At 73.2% G+C, this 18,865-nt stretch carries 11 protein-coding genes; 7 read left to right on the forward strand and 4 right to left on the reverse strand.

Annotated elements, in window-relative coordinates:
• Positions 1-160 precede the first annotated feature (160 nt).
• Positions 161-2,320 (reverse strand): acyl-CoA dehydrogenase, encoded by a 2,160-nt coding sequence (locus tag I6A60_RS15075; RefSeq protein WP_203055638.1) that lies wholly within the window; start codon positions 2,318-2,320, stop codon positions 161-163.
• 60 nt (positions 2,321-2,380) lie between these two features.
• Positions 2,381-3,406, reverse strand: coding sequence for an MBL fold metallo-hydrolase (locus tag I6A60_RS15080; protein ID WP_203011890.1), 1,026 nt, complete (start codon positions 3,404-3,406; stop codon positions 2,381-2,383).
• 377 nt (positions 3,407-3,783) lie between these two features.
• On the opposite strand from I6A60_RS15080, the gene I6A60_RS15085 reads away from it, so the two are divergent.
• Together I6A60_RS15085 and I6A60_RS15090 are read left to right on the forward strand one after the other, a co-directional pair.
• Positions 3,784-4,545 carry a crotonase/enoyl-CoA hydratase family protein gene (locus tag I6A60_RS15085; protein WP_203011891.1) on the forward strand — a complete coding sequence of 254 codons (762 nt, stop codon included), beginning with the start codon at positions 3,784-3,786 and terminating at the stop codon, positions 4,543-4,545.
• 68 nt (positions 4,546-4,613) lie between these two features.
• Positions 4,614-5,492, forward strand: a complete 879-nt coding sequence (locus I6A60_RS15090; RefSeq protein WP_203011892.1) for an acyl-CoA thioesterase domain-containing protein — start codon at positions 4,614-4,616, stop codon at positions 5,490-5,492.
• Positions 5,493-5,721: 229 nt separating this feature from the next.
• Here I6A60_RS15090 and I6A60_RS15095 read toward each other — a convergent pair whose 3' ends face one another.
• Positions 5,722-7,482, reverse strand: a complete 1,761-nt coding sequence (locus tag I6A60_RS15095) for a proline--tRNA ligase (RefSeq protein ID WP_203023180.1) — start codon at positions 7,480-7,482, stop codon at positions 5,722-5,724.
• A gap of 397 nt (positions 7,483-7,879) precedes the next feature.
• On the opposite strand from I6A60_RS15095, the gene I6A60_RS15100 reads away from it, so the two are divergent.
• The 5 genes from I6A60_RS15100 (at position 7,880) to I6A60_RS15120 (ending at position 13,665) form a co-directional block, all read left to right on the forward strand.
• Positions 7,880-8,140 carry a pilus assembly protein HicB gene (locus I6A60_RS15100; RefSeq protein WP_203023179.1) on the forward strand — a complete coding sequence of 87 codons (261 nt, stop codon included), beginning with the start codon at positions 7,880-7,882 and terminating at the stop codon, positions 8,138-8,140.
• Positions 8,137-8,448: a MazF family transcriptional regulator gene (locus I6A60_RS15105; RefSeq protein ID WP_203023178.1), complete on the forward strand. Its 312-nt coding sequence runs from the start codon at positions 8,137-8,139 to the stop codon at positions 8,446-8,448. Before I6A60_RS15100 ends, I6A60_RS15105 begins: the two co-directional genes overlap by 4 nt.
• Positions 8,449-8,625: 177 nt before the next feature.
• Positions 8,626-10,275 carry a carboxyl transferase domain-containing protein gene (locus I6A60_RS15110; protein WP_203023177.1) on the forward strand — a complete coding sequence of 550 codons (1,650 nt, stop codon included), beginning with the start codon at positions 8,626-8,628 and terminating at the stop codon, positions 10,273-10,275.
• Between the two features lie 35 nt (positions 10,276-10,310).
• The gene (locus I6A60_RS15115; protein ID WP_203055639.1) at positions 10,311-12,422 is read left to right on the forward strand and encodes an acetyl-CoA carboxylase biotin carboxylase subunit; all 2,112 of its coding nucleotides are present in this window, start codon (positions 10,311-10,313) and stop codon (positions 12,420-12,422) included.
• Between the two features lie 91 nt (positions 12,423-12,513).
• Positions 12,514-13,665, forward strand: coding sequence for an acyl-CoA dehydrogenase family protein (locus I6A60_RS15120; RefSeq protein WP_203023175.1), 1,152 nt, complete (start codon positions 12,514-12,516; stop codon positions 13,663-13,665).
• A gap of 13 nt (positions 13,666-13,678) precedes the next feature.
• Here the strand turns inward: I6A60_RS15120 and I6A60_RS15125 are convergent, their stop codons facing one another.
• Entirely contained in the window at positions 13,679-18,697 is a 5,019-nt protein-coding gene (locus tag I6A60_RS15125; RefSeq protein ID WP_238435495.1) for a diguanylate cyclase, read from the reverse strand.
• Positions 18,698-18,865 lie beyond the last annotated feature (168 nt).

The following is an 18,865-nucleotide window of genomic DNA, read 5'->3' on the forward strand; positions in this document are numbered from 1 at the left end:
TCGTTGTCGCCCGGCAGTGCCATCTGTTCGCCCGTCGATCTGGCGGCCTCGCCGCGGCGCCGCCGACCGTCGGCGCCCCCCCCCCCCCCCCCCGCCCCCCCCCGCCCGCCGGGGGCGGGGGCGGGGGGGGCACCGGCCGCGGCGCCGGCGGGGGGCGTGCCTACTTCAGCAGCGGGTCGCGGGGCAGGCCGAGGATGCGTTCGGCGATCTGGTTACGGGTGATCTCGGACGTGCCGCCGGCGATCGTCATGGCGCGCCAGGACAGCGCCGAGCGGCCGGCCATCGTGCCGGGGCCTTCCAGGAACGCGGCGTCCGGCCCGGCGAACGCGAGGGCGAGGTAGGCGGCATCACCGATGTGCTCGGCCAGGGCCAGCTTGGTGATGTTGCCCTCCGGGCCCGGCTCGCCGCCGGACACGGCCCGCACCGCGGAGCGAAGGTTGAGCTGGCGCAGCGCGAGGCCGGTGGCGAGGAACTGTCCCACCCACTCCGCCGCGCCGGGGAACGCGTCGGGCTGGGCCTTGTAGAGCTCGATGGGGTCGCCGGGCGCGGGCGCGCCGACCCCGCCGCCGATGCTGACCCGCTCGTTGCCGAGGGTGGCGCGGGCGACCTTCCAGCCCTGGTTGGGCTCGCCGACGACGTCCGCGTCCGGCACGAACACGTCGGTCAGGAAGACCTCGTTGAAGCCGCTGTCGCCGGTGGTCTGGCGCAGCGGGCGGACCTCGACGCCGGGGGCGCTCATGTCGATGATCATCACGGTGACGCCGGCGTGCTTGGCGGCGGAGAAGTCGGTGCGCACGGTCGCCAGGCCGCGCCGGCAGTACTGGGCACCGCTGGTCCAGACCTTCTGGCCGTTGATGACCCAGCCGCCGTCCACCTTCTCGGCTCGGGTGCGCACGGCGGCCGCGTCGGAGCCGGCGGCGGGCTCGGAGAACAGCTGGCACCAGATCTCCTCCCGGGTCAGCGCCCTGCGGACGTACCGGGAGATCTGGTCGGGGGTGCCGTGCTGGACGAGGGTGAGGATGTTCCAGCTGGTGATGCCGTAGTTCGGGCGTCGCACGCCCGCCGCGGCGAACTCCTCGTCGATGACGAGCTGCAGGCCGGCCGGCGCCTCGATGCCCCACGGCTTCGGCCAGTGCGGCTGGACGTAGCCGGTGTCGATGAGCCGTTCGAGCTGCTCCTGCTCTGGCAGCGCGGCGAGCTCCTGGGCCAGCGCGCGGACCCCGGCGCGGGCGGCCTCGACCTCGTCCGGCAGGTCCAGCGACGCGGCCCGGACGCCGCCGGCGGCGGACAGCCTGGTCAGGTCGGCGGCCGCGGCGCGCGGGCCGAGCACCGCCGTCAGCGTCGTCGCGCGGCGTAGCAGCAGATGGGCGTCGTGCTCCCAGGTGAAGCCGATGCCGCCGTGGACCTGGGTGCTGAGCGAGGCGTTGCCGGCGAACGCGGGCAGCGCGAGGGCCGCGGCGCTCGCGGCGGCCAGCGACAGCTCCTGCGCGCTCGCGCCGTCGGTGGCGGCGCGAGCGGCGTCCCACACCGCGGCGGTCGCGAGCTCGGCGGCCACCAGCATGTTCGCCAGGTGGTGCTTGATCGCCTGGAACGAGCCGATCGGCCGGCCGAACTGCTCGCGGACCTTGGCGTAGGCGGTGGCGACCTCGGCCGTCTCCAGCGCGCCGCCGACGGCCTCCGCGCCGTAGACCACCCGAGCCAGCGCGAGCGCGGTCGCGGCGGCCCCGGGGAGGACCTCCGTCGGGGTGACGCCGTCGAGGGTCAGGCGAGCGGAACGGCGGCCCGGGTCCAGGGCCTGCGGGACTGTGACGGTCAGGCCGGTGGCGGTCGCCGGCACGACGACGACGTCCTCCCCCGCGACCAGGACGAACAGCGACGCGAGCCCGCCGCCGAGCACCACGCCCGCGTCGCCGGAGACGGTCCCGCCGGCGAGGGCGAGGTCGCCGAGCAGGCCGACGGCCGCGGTGGTGTCGCCGGCGGCGAGGCCGGGCAGCAGGCGGGCCAGCTGGTCGGGCGAGCCGGCGGCCGCGAGGACGGCCGAGGCGGCGACGGTGGGCACGAACGGCCCGGGCGCGACGGCCCGGCCGAGCTCCTCGACGACGACGACCAGCTCGTTCAGCCCGGCCCCGCCACCGCCGTGCTCCTCCGGCAGGTGGACGCCGAGCAGCCCCAGGTCGGCGAACGGCTTCCAGAACGCGGGCAACGGCTCGTCGTCCGCTTCGAGTAACGCGCGACCGGCGGCGCGTGCCTCGTGCGACGTGAGGAACGCCCGCGTCGTGCGGGCCAGCTCGCGGTGCTCCTCGCTGATGGCGATCGCCATGACCAGACCTCCCGGCTTGTCGAGCTAGAACATAGTTCTAGCCGGCGGCTCGGCGCTCGCTCATTCGCCGACCAGCTGCCAGCTGGGCGGCTCACCGTCGAGCTCGCGCAGGACGCCACGCTTCTGCAGTGCGCGCAGGTGAGCCATACCCTCGGCCAGCGCGGCGCGCTTCATGAATCCCTCGACCTCGTGCCACGGGCGTGACCAGGTCATCCGCTGGCAGATCTCCCAGGCCGTGACCGCTCCGCCGCGGATCGCCGTCACGATCTCACGGAACCGCTGCTCGTGGTGGCCACGCAGCTCAGCGAGCCGCCGGGACAGGTCCGGGATGCGGTACTCGTGCGCCGGCAGCACCTCGTCGGCCGGGTACTGCTCGACCTTGTCCAGCGAACGCAGGAAGTCACCCAGCGGGTCGGCGCTCTCGGCCGCGGCGAACGGGATGTTCGGCGTGATCCGGGGCAGCACGTGGTCGCCGGCGAGCAGCAGCCGGTTGGCCGGCTCCCAGAAGCACAGGTGGCCGGGCGAGTGACCGGGCGTCCAGATGGCGCGCAGGTCCCAGCCCGGGACGTCCGGGCGCTCGCCGTCCTCGATCAGCACGTCCGGCAGCGCGGGCTTGGCGATGGCGGACCGGGGCGGCAGGGCCGCGGTCATCGCGGCGATGTCGGCGGCGGGGACGCCACCCCGGGTGAGCAGCCGGTTCATGCCGGCGAGCAGGTCGGCCGGCTCGCCGGTGAAGAACCGCAGCGCTGCCTCGTCGGCCGGGTGCAGCGCGACCCAGGCGCCGGACTCGGTCCGCACCCGGTCGGCCAGGCCGTAGTGGTCGTGGTGCATGTGCGTCGCCAGGACGCCGCGGATGTCGCTGACCCGGTAGCCGGCGAGCGCGAGGCCGGCGCTCAGTGCGTCGTAGGCCTCCTCCGTGTCCCAGCCGGCGTCGACGATGTAGCCACCGTTGTCGGTCTCGAACAGGTAGACGAAGACGTGGCGCAGACCGAGGGACGGCAGCGGTACCGGGATGCTCCACAGGCCCGGCCGCAGCCGTTCGACCGGCGGCAGCTCCACACTCGGTGGCTGGGTCAGCGAGGTCATCCGGTCCTCCGGGCGGTCACGGCGGACCGGCCGCCTGGCCCGGCTCGCCCCCGAGCCCTGCCCTGGCTCCGGCGCGCCCCGCGCCGGCGGGCGCCCGCTGGTGCGGGAGCCCCGGCCGGTTGATTGTTGATCCTTGGTAACTAATCTGCACCGTACTCTCGCGAAATCTCCCGGGGCTAGAGAACCGGAGTACTACCCTCCGCAACGTTGACCAGCGCGAATCGGTCCGAATCGACTCGTAGCGGGCCAACTGGTTGCGGCGAGCGGCAGGCCGGCGGTACGACGGAAGTGCGCGTGCTGAGCCGGCCGGCACCGACCTGCCAGCCCTACCGTGCCCGCCAACCCGACCGTGCCCGCCAACCCCGATGAGGAGGGGAATGTCCGACGAGGTGCTCGTCGAGACCGGTGGCGGGATCATGACGATCACGTTCAACCGGCCGCGGGCCAGGAACGCGATCACCCGGGCGCTCAGCGTGGGTGTCGGGGCGGCACTCGACGAGTTCGACGCCCGCGCCGATCTGACCGTCGCGGTCCTCACCGGCGCGGGCGGGACGTTCTGCTCGGGCATGGATCTGCGCGCGTTCGTCCGCGGCGAGAGCCCGATGCTGCCCAAGGGCCTGGCCGGGATCACCGGCGAGCCGCCGCGCAAGCCGGTGATCGCCGCCGTCGAGGGCTACGCGCTGGCCGGTGGCTTCGAGATCGCGCTCGCCTGCGACCTGATCACCGCGGCCGACGACGCGTCGTTCGGCCTGCCGGAGCCGAAACGCGGGCTCATCGCCGGCGGCGGCGGCCTCTACCGGCTGCCGCGGCGCATCCCGTACAACGTCGCGGTGCAGCTCTGTCTCACCGGGGGTTTCCTCTCCGCCGTGGACGCGCACCGGTACGGGCTGGTCAACACACTCACGCCGCCAGGCGGAGCGCTGGAGGCCGCGAAGGCACTGGCCACCGAGATCGCGGCCAACGCTCCCAAGGCGGTCGAACGCACCAAGGCGATCGTCACCGCCTCGGCGGACTGGCCGACCGACCGGTGGGTCGAGCTGCAGGCACCGATCTTCGAGGCGGCCATGCGCTCGAAGGACGCGATCGAGGGCTCCCTCGCGTTCACCGAGAAGCGCGCTCCCGTCTGGACCGGTGAATGAGCCGCGTCTCACGGCGACCGCTGTCCTCCGCCCGCCGGCCTGGCCTCAACTAGCGTGGAGCGCACGCCATGACGACCACAGAGCCCACTCCCCTGCCATCGGCCGCCCCGCCGGCCGCTCGGACGGCCTATTTCCGGGCCGCCGACGACGGCACCTACCTGCCGAACGACGTCGCCGCCGGCGTCTGGGCGCCGAACTCGATCAGCGGCCGGATCCTCGGCGGCCTGGTGGCGCACGTCGTCGAGCGGGAGCAGGCGCGACCGGGCTACCGGCTGGCCCGGCTGACCTGCGACATGTTCCGCACCCTCCCGTTCGCGCCGGTGTCCCTCACGACCCGCGCGGTCCGCGAGGGCGGGCGGATCCGCGTGGCTGACGTGCTGCTTGAGCACGACGGGTCCCTGTTCGGCCGGGCGACCGCCGTCTTCCTGCGGCCGGGGTCCAACCCGCCTGGGGAGATCTGGCAGCCCGACCGTGGCGTCTGGCAGGCGCCCGACCCCGCCTCCCCGAACCCGAACCCGAACCCGATCAACCCCCGGATCGACGGCCGGCCGATGCTGCCCGGCGTGGTGCCACCCGACACCCCGCTCGGCCCGCACCGGATCGTCCAGCGCGGCGGCATGTGGGTGCGGGAGCTGAGCCTGATCGTCGAGGACCGGCCGATGACCGGGGTGGTCCGGGCCGCGATGCTGGCCGACATGACCAGCCCGATGACCCATCAGGGCACCGGCGGCATCCAGCACATCAACACCGACTGGACGCTGACGCTGGTCCGGGAGCCCGTCGGGGAGTTCCTCGGGGTTCTCGCCGAGGACCAGTTCGGCGCCGACGGCATCTCCTTCGGCCGGGCGACGATCCACGACGCCGCCGGCCTGCTCGGCTCCTGCACCATCACCGCCCTCGCGAACCCGGGCCGCGCCGACCCAAACCGCTTCCCCCGCAACAGCTGACCAGCCGGCCAGGACCATCTGGCCGGATCGCCGCGCGCGCCGCCGCGCCGCCGCGCCGCCGCGCCGCCGCGCCGGGCCTTGATCGCCGTTTGGGCCCTGGGGCGGTCGTGGAAACGTCCTCGTCACGACCACCCCAGGGCCCAAACCGCGATCAAGGCCACGCGGAAGGCGGCGCTAGACCGTCGCGGGTTCGCCCACCACCGGCGGTCCCGAATGCCGCCGGGATGGTTCAGCTCGCGGTTCGGATTTCGTCGATGACGTTGGTCAGCTCGGCCAGGGCGACCTCGGTGGCGGTGGAGCGGTCGCGGGTGCGTAGCTCGGCGATGCCCTCGGCGGCGCGGCGGCCGAGGACGACCTGGAACGGGGCGCCGACGAGGTCCGCGTCGGCGAACTTGACGCCGGCCGACGCGCCGGACCGGTCGTCCACGAGCACCTCCAGACCGACCCCGGCAAGCGTGTCCGCGACGGAGCGGACCGAGTCCTCGTCGATCCTGCGGCCGAGCGGGATCACCTGGACGTCATAGGGCGCGAGCTCCGCCGGCCAGCGGATGCCGTGCTCGTCGTGGTGCTGCTCGATCACGACGGACATCAACCGGCTGATCCCGATCCCGTAGCAGCCCATCAGCGCCGGGCGCTCGACACCGGTCGCGTCGAGGAACGTCGCCCCCAGCGGCACCGAATATCTCGCGCCGAGCTGGAAGATATGACCGATCTCGACCGCTCGCTCAAGCGTCAGCGGACCAGAGCCGTCCGGCGACGGGTCACCGGCGCGGACGTTGACCACGTCGGCGACCAGGTCCGCCTCGAAGTCCCGGCCCAGGTTGGCGCCGGTGAGGTGGTAGCCGGGCTCGTTCGCGCCGATGGTCCAGTCCCGCCCGGCCGCGACATGATGGTCCGCGAGAATCCGGCTGACCCGTGACGCGAGGCCGTGCGGCCCGACATACCCACGTACCAGGCCCAGGTGTGCTTCGAAGTCGGCCGCGTCCAGCAGGGCCGGCGTCGCTCCGAGCACCCGGGTCAGCTTCAGCTCGTTGACCTCCCGGTCGCCGGGGCACAGCACGGCCAAGACCTCGCTGCCCTTAGCCGCCTCACTGCCCCGAGCCGCGGGAACCTTGTACAACAGGCATTTGAGGACCTGGCCGGGCGGCGTTCCCAGAAACGCGGCGACATCGTCGACGGTCTGCGCACCGGGCGTGTGGACCCGGGTGAGCGGCTGGGTGCCGGGCTCGACCGGCGTCGGCACAGCAGCCGAGGCCGTCTCCAGGTTGGCCGCGTACGTGCCATTCGGGGCGAACGCGACGAGGTCCTCGCCTATCTCGGTCGGCGCCATGAACTCCTGGTTGCGGCCACCGCCCATCTCGCCCGCCTGCGCCTCGACGGCCCGGAACCGAAGGCCGCACCGGGTGAAGACCCTTTCGTAGGCGGCGTACATCTCCCGATAGGTCTCGCGCAGCGAATCCTCGTCGGCGTGGAAGGTGTACGCGTCCTTCATGACGAAATCCCGGGAACGGACCAGCCCGGACCGGGGTCGCAGCTCGTCCCGGTATTTCGTCTGGATCTGGAAGACGCGCAACGGCAGGTCCCGGTGACCGCCGAGCTCGTTCGCGACCAGGCTGGTAACCAGCTCCTCGTGCGTCGGGCCGAGGCAGAACTCCGTGCCCTTGCGGTCGATCACGCGGAACATCAGGTCGCCGTAGTCGGCCCACCGGCCGCTGCGTTCCCACAGCTCGCGGGGCATCAGCGCCGGCATGAGCAGCTCCTGGCAGCCGGCGGCGGCCATCTCCTGCCGCACGACCGCCTCGATCCGGCGCAGCACCCGAAGCCCGAGCGGCAGGTAGCTGTAGATCCCGGAGGCAGCCTTGCGGACATAACCGCCGCGCACCAGCAGCCGGTGGTTGGCGGTCTCCGCGTCCGCCGGGTCTTCGCGCAGCGTCCGGATGAACGTGCGCGAAAGGAGGTCAACGCGGGAAATAGAAGCCTGAGCGGGCATGGGAGGAGACTCCATCGTTGCGGTGAGGCGCCATCGACGGACGACGCTTCGAGGGTGGCCACCGGACTGCGCGCGTCGTCACCCGACGCGTCGCCAGACGTCGCCGCCGGGCCACCCACGCAGGACGGCCCGGCTACAGCGGTCGGCGCTCCACCCTGACAACCCGCACTGAAGATCTCCCTGTCTCAACACCGCTGGCGGCTTGACGCACACTCGCGGTTCTTCAACGGTACCCGGCCAACCCTCGGCCCCGGCGCCGAACTCAGCCGGCCCTCATAGACCGATGGCTATGACACTGCCCACTCAGACAGCTCAAGCGCCATCGCCACCCATCTCTCGACAACCTCCCGGCCCTTGCAGGCGGGTCATGCTGTCAATGAGTGCTAGCATGCGGCGCATGGCTCGCGTGATCACGCTCCGGCTGTCAGACGAGGCCTACGAGACCGTGAAGCGGTATTCGGAATCCGCGCAGACCTCGATGAACGCCTGGATCGAAGGCGTTTTGGACGCCGAGGACATGCGGCGACGCTGCGCGGCCCACGGCGCCTGGGTGCGAGCCGACCCATCGGTGTCGGCCTCCGCTCTTGCCTTCGCCGCGACCAACCAGCGCGCACTCGCCGACGCGGGGCTCCCGAACGTCGCGGTCCCCGCCGAGTGACGCCACCGCGACGGGGTGAGATCTGGGCGACGAGCGGGGGGCCGACCTCGCAGCGGGTGTTGGTCATCAGTTCCACCGTCTACAACGAGATCGCCGACGAGCCGACTGTGCTCGTCGCGCTGGTTGTGGGAAACGCGACCGCCGAAGGGTTCTGCGTGTCCCTCGGTGAGGACCTGTGGGCGGTGATGGGTCTCGTGACCTTTGTCCTCAAGGCCTCCCTGACCACCTGTGAACGCCACGTCGATGTCCAGACGCTGACCGACGTCAACAACATGCTCTTCAAGATCCTCGCTACTCCCGACCGGTGAGCTGCCCCATCGCGCTCGCGGCCGCGACCTGCGAGGGGCCGCGGCTCGCGGAGGTCGCCGGAAGCCTCGCCCCGCGGGGCTCGCGCGCGATCTTGGCAGGGGCGGGAGGTGGTGTGACGTAGGCGCTTGCGGCTCGCAGCACTGGCGCGGGTGGTTAATGGGCGCTAACCTGGCCGCATGTTAGCGGCCACTAACCTGTCTCACCCGTTTGGGCCGGCGGCTGGGACGGTGCTCACGAGCAGCGTCGACGCGGACTCGGCGGAGGGCAAGGCGAACGCGGCCCGGCATGCGGAGCTGGTCGCCCAGCTGCGAGCCAAGCTCGACGGGGCGCGTAGCGGCCCGGAGTCGGCTGTGCGCCGGCATGTCGAGCGCGGCAAGCTGCTCCCCCGCGACCGGGTCGACGGGCTGCTCGACCGGGGCAGCCCGTTCCTGGAGCTGTCGCCGCTCGCCGCCGACGGGATGTACGACGGTGACGCGCCGGGGGCCGGGATCATCACCGGGATCGGGCGGGTCGCCGGCCGGGAGTGCGTGATCGTCGCCAACGACGCCACCGTCAAGGGCGGCACGTACTACCCGATGACGGTCAAGAAGCACCTGCGCGCGCAGGAGGTGGCCCTGCACAACCGGCTGCCCTGCGTCTACCTGGTCGACTCGGGCGGGGCCTTCCTGCCGCTGCAGGACGACGTCTTCCCGGACCGGGAGCACTTCGGCCGGATCTTCTTCAACCAGGCGACCATGTCGCGCCGCGACATCCCGCAGATCGCGGCCGTGCTCGGCTCGTGCACGGCCGGCGGCGCGTACGTACCGGCGATGAGCGACGAGGCCGTGATCGTCCGCGACCAGGGCACGATCTTCCTCGGCGGCCCGCCGCTGGTGAAGGCCGCGACCGGCGAGGTCGTCTCCGCCGAGGAGCTGGGTGGCGGCCTGCTGCACTCACGGACGTCCGGTGTGACCGACCATCTGGCCGAGGACGACGCGGACGCGCTGCGGATCGTCCGCCAGATCGTCGGCGCCCTTGGGCCGCGCGCGGCCCGGCCGTGGGACGTCGTCCCGACCGAGCCGCCGGCCGTCGACCCGGAGACGCTCTACGCCGCCGTGCCGACCGACGCGAAGATCCCGTATGACGTCCGCGAGGTGATCGCGAGGCTGGTCGACGGGAGTCGGTTCGCGGAGTTCAAGGCGGAGTACGGCTCGACGCTCGTCTGCGGGACGGCCCACATCCACGGGCATCCGGTCGGGATCATCGCGAACAACGGGGTGCTGTTCTCCGAGTCCGCGCTCAAGGGTGCGCACTTCATCGAACTGTGCGACGCCCGGTCGATTCCACTGCTGTTCCTGCAGAACATCACCGGGTTCATGGTCGGCCGGGAGTACGAGGCCGGCGGGATCGCCAAGCACGGGGCGAAGATGGTGATGGCCGTCGCCTGTGCCCGGGTCTCGAAGTTCACCGTGGTGATCGGCGGTTCGTTCGGCGCGGGCAACTACTCGATGTGCGGGCGGGCGTACTCGCCCCGGTTCCTGTGGATGTGGCCGAACGCCCGGATCTCGGTGATGGGCGGCGACCAGGCCGCGGCCGTGCTGGCCACGATCCGCCGTGACCAGTTGGAGGCGAAGGGCCAGGACTGGCCGGTGGACGCCGAGGAGTCGTTCCGCCGGCCGATCCGCGAGCAGTACGACGCCCAGGGCAGCCCATACCACTCGACCGCCCGGCTCTGGGACGACGGCGTCATCGACCCGGCCGACACCCGGACCGTCGTCGGGCTCGCCCTTTCCGTCGCCGCCAACGCCCCGATCGAAGATCGTGGCTACGGCGTCTTCCGAATGTAAGCAGCCGGAAGTAAGCAGGAGGAGAAACGCACTCGATGTTCGACACCGTGCTCGTCGCGAACCGGGGGGAGATCGCCGTCCGGGTCATCCGGACCCTGCGGGAGCTGGGAATCCGGTCGGTCGCGGTCTACTCGGACGCGGACGCCGGCGCCCGGCACGTTCGGGAGGCGGACGTCGCGGTCCGGATCGGGCCGGCGCCCGCCCGCGAGTCGTACCTGAACACGACCGCCGTGCTCGCCGCCGCCTGGGCGACGGGGGCGCAGGCGATCCACCCCGGCTACGGCTTCCTGTCGGAGAACGCGGCGTTCGCGGCGGCCTGCGCCGAGCAGGGGATCGTCTTCGTCGGGCCGCCGGCGCACGCCGTCGAGGTGATGGGCGACAAGATCACCGCAAAGAAGGCGATGGTGGCGGCCGGGGTGCCGGTCGTGCCCGGCCGGGCCGAGCCCGGCCTGGACGCGGCGGCGCTGGCCGAGGCGGCCGAGGAGATCGGGTTCCCGGTGCTGCTCAAGCCGTCCGCCGGTGGCGGCGGCAAGGGCATGCGGATCGTGCGCGTGGCGGCCGAGATGGCCGACGCGGTGGCCTCGGCCCGCCGGGAGGCCGCCAACGCGTTCGGCGACGACACGCTCTTCCTGGAGCGCTACGTCGACAGTCCGCGCCACATCGAGGTCCAGGTCCTCGCCGACGCCCACGGCAACGTCATCCACCTCGGTGAGCGCGAGTGCTCGTTGCAGCGACGCCACCAGAAGATCATCGAAGAGGCGCCGTCGGCGCTGCTCACGGCGCTCCCCGACGGCGCGGCCGTGCGGGAGCGGATCGGCCAGGCCGCCGTCACCGCGGCGGCCGCGGTCGGCTACGTCGGCGCCGGGACCGTCGAGTTCATCGTCGCGGGCGACGAGCCGGAGACCTTCTACTTCCTGGAGATGAACACCCGCCTGCAGGTCGAGCACCCGGTGACCGAGCTCGTCACCGGCCTCGACCTGGTCGCCGAGCAGCTGCGGGTCGCCGCCGGCGAGCCGCTGCGGGTACGCCAGCAGGACGTGACGCTGACCGGGCACGCGGTCGAGGCCCGCGTCTACGCGGAGGACCCGGGCCGCGGCTTCCTGCCGACCGGCGGCGAGATCCTCGCCCTGACCGAGCCGGCGGGTGAGGGGGTCCGGGTCGACTCGGGCGTCGCCGCCGGCACGGTCGTCGGCTCGGACTACGACCCGATGCTGTCGAAGGTGATCGCCTGGGCCCCGGAGCGGGCCGGCGCGCTGCGCCGCCTGGACGCGGCGCTCGCGCACACCGTGCTGCTCGGCGTCACGACGAACATCGGCTTCCTGCGGACGCTGCTCGCGAACCGGGACGTGCGCGCCGGCCGGCTGGACACCGGCCTGGTGGAGCGTCATCTCGCCGAGCTGACGGCCGCCCCGGCGCCGCAGGGCTCGGCCGAGAACACCTCGGCCCAAGGAACCTCGACCCAAGACACCTCGACCCAGGCAAGCGCGGCCGAAGGCGGCGGGGTCGGGCCGACGGCGGACGCGCTCGCCGTCTACGCGCTGGCCCAGCTGCTGCGGCTGGAGCCGGCCGGTCCGGTCGTCGACCCGTGGGACGTGCCGTCCGGCTGGCGGGTCGGCGAGGACACCTGGCTGCGCTGGACACTCGACCTGGGTGCCGGCGCCCGGCCCCGCGTCGAGGTACGGGGCACACCCGCGGCGGCGGCGGTGCGGATCGACGGGCGGGCGCCGATCGCCGCGGCCGCCAGCCGCGTCGAGGGCCCCGCCGGTACCGAGCTGCTCGTCACCCTGGACGGCGTCACGTCGCGCTGGCGGCTCGCCGACGGCCCGGACGGCGCGCTGTGGGGCGGTGCCGGCGGCGCCGCCTGGCCGCTCGGCGAGTGGGTCCGCGAGCCGGGCTCCGTGGCGGCCGCGGCCGGCGACGGGCAGGCGCGCAGCCCGATGCCAGGCACCGTGATCGCGGTCGACGTCGCGGCCGGGGACTCCGTCGCCGCCGGCCAGCGGCTCGCGGTCGTGGAGGCGATGAAGATGGAGCACGCGATCACGGCACCGGTCGCCGGACTGGTGAAGGACGTGCTGGTCGCCGTCGGCGCCCGGGTCGCCCTGGACGCGCTGCTCGCCGTCGTCGAGCCGGCCGCCGACGCGACCTGACCAGCCGAGAACTGACCGCCCGAGAACGGCGCGACACCACCGACAAGCACTCACCGACAAGCACTGCCGAAAAGCACGGAGGAGCGGACCGATGCCTGACACCCGGCTCACGGACGAGCAGGAGGCGCTGCGCAGGACCGTCGAGGAGTTCGCTCGGGAGGTCGTCGCGCCGGTCGCCGCCCATCACGACGAGACGAAGACGTTCCCCTACGCGGTCATCGACCAGATGGCCGACCTCGGGCTGTTCGGGCTGCCGTTCCCCGAGGAGTGGGGCGGCCAGGGCGGTGACTACTTCCTGCTGTGCCTGGCGATCGAGGAGCTGGCCCGGGCCGACTCGTCGGTCGCGATCACGCTGGAGGCCGGGGTCGGGCTCGGCGCGATGCCGATCTACCGGTTCGGCTCCGAGGAGCAGCGCAAGGAGTGGCTGCCACTGCTGGCCAGCGGCAAGGCGCTCGGCGCGTTCGGGCTGACCGAGCCGGGCGCGGGCTCGGACGCGGGCGGGACGCGGACCACGGCGAAGCTCGACGGCGACGAGTGGGTGATCAACGGCTCGAAGGCGTTCATCACCAACTCGGGCACCGACATCACCAAGGTCGTCACCGTCACCGCCGTCACGGGCCGTTCGGCGGCCGGCAAGCCGGCGATCTCCACGATCATCGTCCCGGTGCCGACGCCCGGCTTCACCGCCGAGCCGCCGTACTCGAAGGTCGGCTGGCACGCCTCGGACACCCACCCACTGAGCTTCGTCGACGCGCGGGTGCCGGCGGCGAACCTGCTCGGCGAGGAGGGACGCGGCTACGCGAACTTCCTGCGCATCCTGGACGAGGGCCGGATCGCGATCTCGGCCCTGTCGGTCGGCCTCGCGCAGGCGTGCGTCGACGAGTCGGTGAAGTACGCCAAGGAGCGCGAGGCGTTCGGCGTCCCGATCGGGAAGTACCAGGCGATCCAGTTCAAGATCGCCGAGATGGAGGCGCGGGCGCACGTCGCCAGGACGGCCTACTACGACGCCGCCGCCCGGATGCTCGCCGGCCTGCCGTTCAAGAAGGAGGCCGCGATCGCGAAGCTGTTCTCCTCGGAGGCCGCCGTCACGAACGCGCGCGAGGCGACGCAGATCTTCGGCGGCTACGGGTTCATGAACGAGTATCCGGTCGCCAGGCACTGGCGCGACGCGAAGATCCTGGAGATCGGCGAGGGCACCTCCGAGGTCCAGAAGATGCTCATCGCCCGCCACCTCGGGCTCTGACGCCGCCCGGCGGTCACGGATCCGCCACGCTGACGCGGCCCCGGCCGTCCCGCTTGGCCTGGTAGAGGGCCGCGTCGGCGAGGTCGACGAGCTTCGCCACCGAGCCGTCGGGGCCCGGGACGACGGACGCGGCTCCGACGCTCACGGTGACGATGGCCTCCTGGGCCGACGGGTGCGGCTCGGCGAGCTCTGCGACGGCGTGGCACAGCCGCCCGGCCAGCCGGGTCGCGGTGTCCCGGTCCGCGTCCGGCATCACGATCGCGAACTCCTCGCCGCCATAGCGGGCGGCCAGCTCGGTGTCGCGCACGTTCGCCAGCAGGCAGGCGGCCACTCGCTGCAGGCACCGGTCCCCGGCGGTGTGGCCGAAGCGGTCGTTGTAGCCCTTGAAGTGATCGACGTCGATCATGGCGAGGCCCAGCGGGGTGCGCTGCTGCTCGGACCGGCCCCATTCGGAGCCGAGGACGTCCTCCAGCCGGCGGCGGTTGGCCAGGCCGGTCAGCGGGTCGGTGACCGAGAGCTGTTCGAGCCGCTGGTTGGCGGCGGCGAGCTGGCGGGTCCGTTCGGTCACCTTGCGCTCCAGCGACGCGTAGACGAGCGCGTTGTCCAGCGAGACCGTCAGCTGGCCGGCGATCAGCATGATCCCCTCCAGGCGCTCGGTCGAGAACGCGCCGCGGATCATCCGGTTCTCCAGCAGCAGCATGGCCCGCAGCTCGCCGCGGATGAGGATCGGCACCGCGGACAGGGAGCAGCGGTCGAGGCCGGCGAAGTAGGGGTCGCGGCGGAACCGGTCGTCCTGGGTGGCGTCGGCGACGGCGACCGGCTCGTGGGTCCGCTCGGCGTACCGGACGACCGAGGACGGGACCAGGCCGCGCCGGCCGGCCGCCTCCAGTGGGACCACGGTGCCGGCGCCGTCCGGCACCGACCAGCGGTGCCGGTCCTCGTCGCGCAGCAGCAGGTGGACGCCGGTCGCGCCGGTCATCTCCGACAGGATGCGCTCGACCCGGGCCCGCAGGCCCGCGATGCCGGTCTCGGAGCTGAGCGCCTGGGAGGCGGCGACGACGCCGAGCAGGTCGATGGTGCCCGTCGCGAGGGTGGAGCGCCGGCCCATCACCTCCTCGTCCGGCCCGCCGGCCAGCTGCGCACCGGCCGGCTCGGGGCACAGCGTCGGGTTCACCCAGTCGAGCTGGCTGGCCTTCGCGGTCGCGCCCCACTGCCCGTAGCGGTGCCGGGCGGCGGCGAGCAGCGATCGGCCCGCCTCGTACATGCCGTGGGCCAGGTAGAACCGCGCGGAGCGTTCGAGGATCAGGGCCTGGTGCCAGGGTCGGCACCGCGCCTGGCTGTCATGCTGGGCCAGGTCGAACGTGTACGCGGCCTGCTGGAAGTCGCCCCCGGCCCAGGCCCGCTCCGCCTCGACCAGGCGCAGCAGGTGCTGGAAGTTGGCCGGCGCGTCGGCGGCCCGGGCGGTCAGCCAGGCCACCAGGTCCGCGAGCTCCACCAGCGCGGCGTCCCGCTCGCCGGCCTCCGTCGCCCTGGCCCGCGCCGCCAGCGCCAGGGCACGCAGCACCCGGGCGATCGCCATCGAGTAGTTGGACCCGGTGGTGGAGCAGAACGGGAGCGCCGCCGCGGTGTGCCGGGCCAGGTCGGCGGGCTGGTCGAGGATGGCGGCGGCGATCGCCCGGGCGATGTGCATGTGGGCGACGGCCTGCGGGTTGCCCGCCAGCAGGGTCTCCCGGGTCAGCTCGTCGACCGTCGACTCGGCGACCTCGCCGCGCAGCACGCTGGCCAGCTGCCGGCACGACTGGAACGTCTCCTCGGCGTGGGGGTTGCCCGTCCGCGCGGCGAGGGCGAGGGCCTCGTCGACCTGCGCCGCGAAGTCCTCGAGTGCCGGCGCGCAGTCCAGCAGGTTGTAAAGCAGCCCGAAGTAGTTCCAGCAGGCGTTCTGCAGGTGCCCGACCCGGATCAGGCCCGCCAGCACCCGCCGAGCCTCGGCCAGGTTGTCCTCCAGCGCGTCGAACCAGTGCCCGGCGCTCACGGCGTAGAGGAAACGGGCGTCCCAGAGCTCCGCCTCCCAGCCTTCCGCCTCGTCGGCACCGGCCCGCGCGACGTCGAGAATCCGTCGCATCACCCGGCCGGCGGTCTCGTAGTCAGCTCGACGCGTGATCAGCGCCCCGGCGATGTGGCCGGCTGGTACCAGCAGCCTCGGGTCCGGCCCGTCCCGCGCCCAGATCCGCAGTACGTTCACGGCCAGCCAGACCATCATCGGCTGGTCGTAGAAGAAGGCCGTGGGCATCAGCCGGTTGACGATCCCGACCGCGCGCTGCCACGCGTCGTCGCCGTCGCCCGACCCGCGCACGTCGGCGGACTCGTCGGTCTGGTCGATCCAGCGGTAGATCTCGGCGAACCCGCGGTCGATCTCCTCGTCGAGGTGGGCGGGATCCGGGACGGCCACGCCGAGGCGACGCAGCTGGCCGAGCCCGAGGGACATCGCCTCCCGGCCGCGGCTGCGGTTGGTGAGGCTCATGACCTGCACGGCGGTGGCGGCCGAGCGCTGGGCCGGACAGGCGCTGAGCCGGCAGATCGCCTGGAACTCGGCGTCGGCCTCCTCCAGCCGGCCCTGGCAGTACAGGGCGGCGTGCCGCTCGGTGCGCAGCCCGATCAGGCCCTCCACGTCGGCCGGGTCGGCCAGCGGCACCGCGGCGGTCAGGAACCGTTCGGCCAGCAGGTAGTCGCCCAACACGACCGCCTCGACGGCCGCCTGCCGGAACAGCTCACCCATCCTCCGTCGCTCGTCGGCTTCGTGCACCGCGTCGGCCACCCGCAGGTACTGCTGCGCCGCCGCGTCGACGAACTCGGGCCGGCGGGCCAGCCGCCTGGCCAGCGCGAGCTCCGTGTCGCGCCGCGCAGGCCCGGACACGCCGCCGAGCACCGACTCGCGCACCCGGTCGTGGTAGAAGCGGACGCTCTTTCTGTCCTCGGCCGCTGGCACCACCAGGCCGCCGGCCAGCGCGGGGGCGAGCCTCCGGCGGACGTCGTCGGGCGGCAGGCCGACCGCGACCGCCAGCAGGTCAAGTCGCATCTCGCCGGCAAGGCAGGCCATCGCCACCAGCAGCTCGCGAGTGGCGGGGGGCAGCGTCGCGACGTGAGCGGTCAGCAGCGCGTCGACGTCGAACAGCTCCGAGCGGCGGCGGCGTAGCGCGGCCCGATCCCACCGCCAGGTTCCGTCGTCCGCGGACAGCATCCCGTCGTGGCGCAGCGCGTTGATCAGCTCGACCGTGGCGTAGGGGTTGCCGCGAGTGGACGTCGCGACGAGCTGGGCCAGCTCGACGGCGGACGCCGGCGGCAGGTTCAGCAGGTCGGTCAGCATCGCGGCCTGGCCGGCCGGCGCCAGCCCGCCCAGCCGCAGCCGCCGCGGTCGCACCCGCTGCGCCTCCCAGGCGGCCAGCAACGGCGTCAGCGGATGCGGCGGGTCCAGGGCGTCCTCTCGGTAGGCACAGACCAGCAGCAGTCCCTCGATCGTCTCCGCGCCGCTGAACACCTGGTCGACCAGGCCCAGCGGTGTCCGGCCGGCCCACTGCAGGTCGTCGACGAAGAACACCAGCGGCCGGTCCAGGCGCGCCACGGCGCGCAGGACCCCGAGGGCGCAGCCCTCCGCGCGTGCCTGCGTGGTCATCGGGTCGCCTGCCTGCGCGCGCACGCTCAGCAGGGCGCCCAGCTCGGGCACGACGGCGGCGGCGAGCCCGGCGGTGGCGCCCAGCCGGGTCAGCAGCCGGTCCCGCAGCTGCGTCAACGCGGCCTCGGGCTCGGCCAGCAGCAGCCGGCTCAGCCCCCGGAACGCGTTGCGCACACCGTCGTACTCCTGGTCTCGGCGGTACTGGTCGAACTTGCCGGCGACGAACCAGCCGCCGTGCGCGGCGACGATCGGGCGCAGCTCGTCGGCCAACGACGTCTTGCCGACGCCGGAGACGCCACTGAGCAGCACCCCGCTGCACCGGCCCGCCATGACGTCGTCGAACGCCTGACGCAGGTCGCCGATCTCCTCGTCGCGCCCGACCAGGCGGGACGGCGTCAGTGGCCGCGCCGGGACGTCATGCCGGCCCGGACGAGCCACCCGGCCGCCACTGCGCAGCTCGGCCAGATCGTGCTCCAGCCCGTCCGCGCTCTGGTACCGGTCGTCGGGCTCCTTCTCCAGCAGGTGCAGGAGAATGCCGGACAGCTCGGGCGACACCTTCGGGTTCAGCGCCGACGGCGGCGTAGGCGCCCGAGTGCGATGGTCGTGCAGGACGCGCACCGGGTCGCCTGAGCCGAACGGCGGGGCGCCGGTCGCCAGCTCGTACAGCGTCGCGCCGAGGGCGTACAGGTCGGCCCGCTGGTCGACCGGGCGCCCGGTCCGGCCGGTCAGCTCCGGCGCCAGATACGGCACGGTGCCGACGATCTCGCGGTGCCCCGAGAACATCGGCGGAGCTGACCGGACCTCGGAGGCCTCGACGACCCCCGCGAGCGCGAAGTCGATCAGGTAAGGCGTGTCTCCGGCGGCGAGGCCATCCGCGGTACGTCGCCTCGCGGTGCTCGGGTCCGTCGTCACGATGACGTTCGTCGGGTTCACGTCCCGGTGCACCACTCCCCTGCGGTGCATCCCCGCCAGGGTCTGAGCCAGCCGCTCGGCCAGCGTGAGCAGCTCGGCCGGGTCCAGCGGCAGGGTCCGTTCGGACAGTGGAGCCCCGCCGACGTCCACCAACAGGATCGCGTCCGGCGGCGCCTGAGAGCCGTCCCGCGCCAGCTGCGAGATCCCCGGCAGGCCGGCCAGGCGGTCGAGGATCTCCCGCTCATGCCGCAGCCGCCCCGGCGCGTCCGGCCCGAGCGGCTCCTTGCGGATCACCGGTCCTGTCGGGAGGACGAGGCGGGAGATCCGGGTGCGCTCCGTCTCGTGGAGCAGCACGGTCTCAGGGAGCAGTACGGTCCGCGCCGTGCCCCGTGGCGCTGCTGCCCGCGCCGGTGTGGACGGCGGATCACGGCCCGGCGCTATGCCTCCCATCCGCCGGGCCTCAGCCCACGCCACGCACAGTTCATCCCTCCAGCCTGCCCGTCACTGCGGCGCCGCCAACCTCCTGGCGCCGCGGGGCCCGGTCAGGCGCCCCCGCTCGGACTTGCCTGCGCAGACGCCGATCATCCGGCTCGGCTGGGCAATCCACTGCATCTTGAT

It is taken from the genome of Frankia sp. AgB1.9, from assembly GCF_016786355.1.
Lineage (GTDB): Bacteria > Actinomycetota > Actinomycetes > Frankiales > Frankiaceae > Pseudofrankia.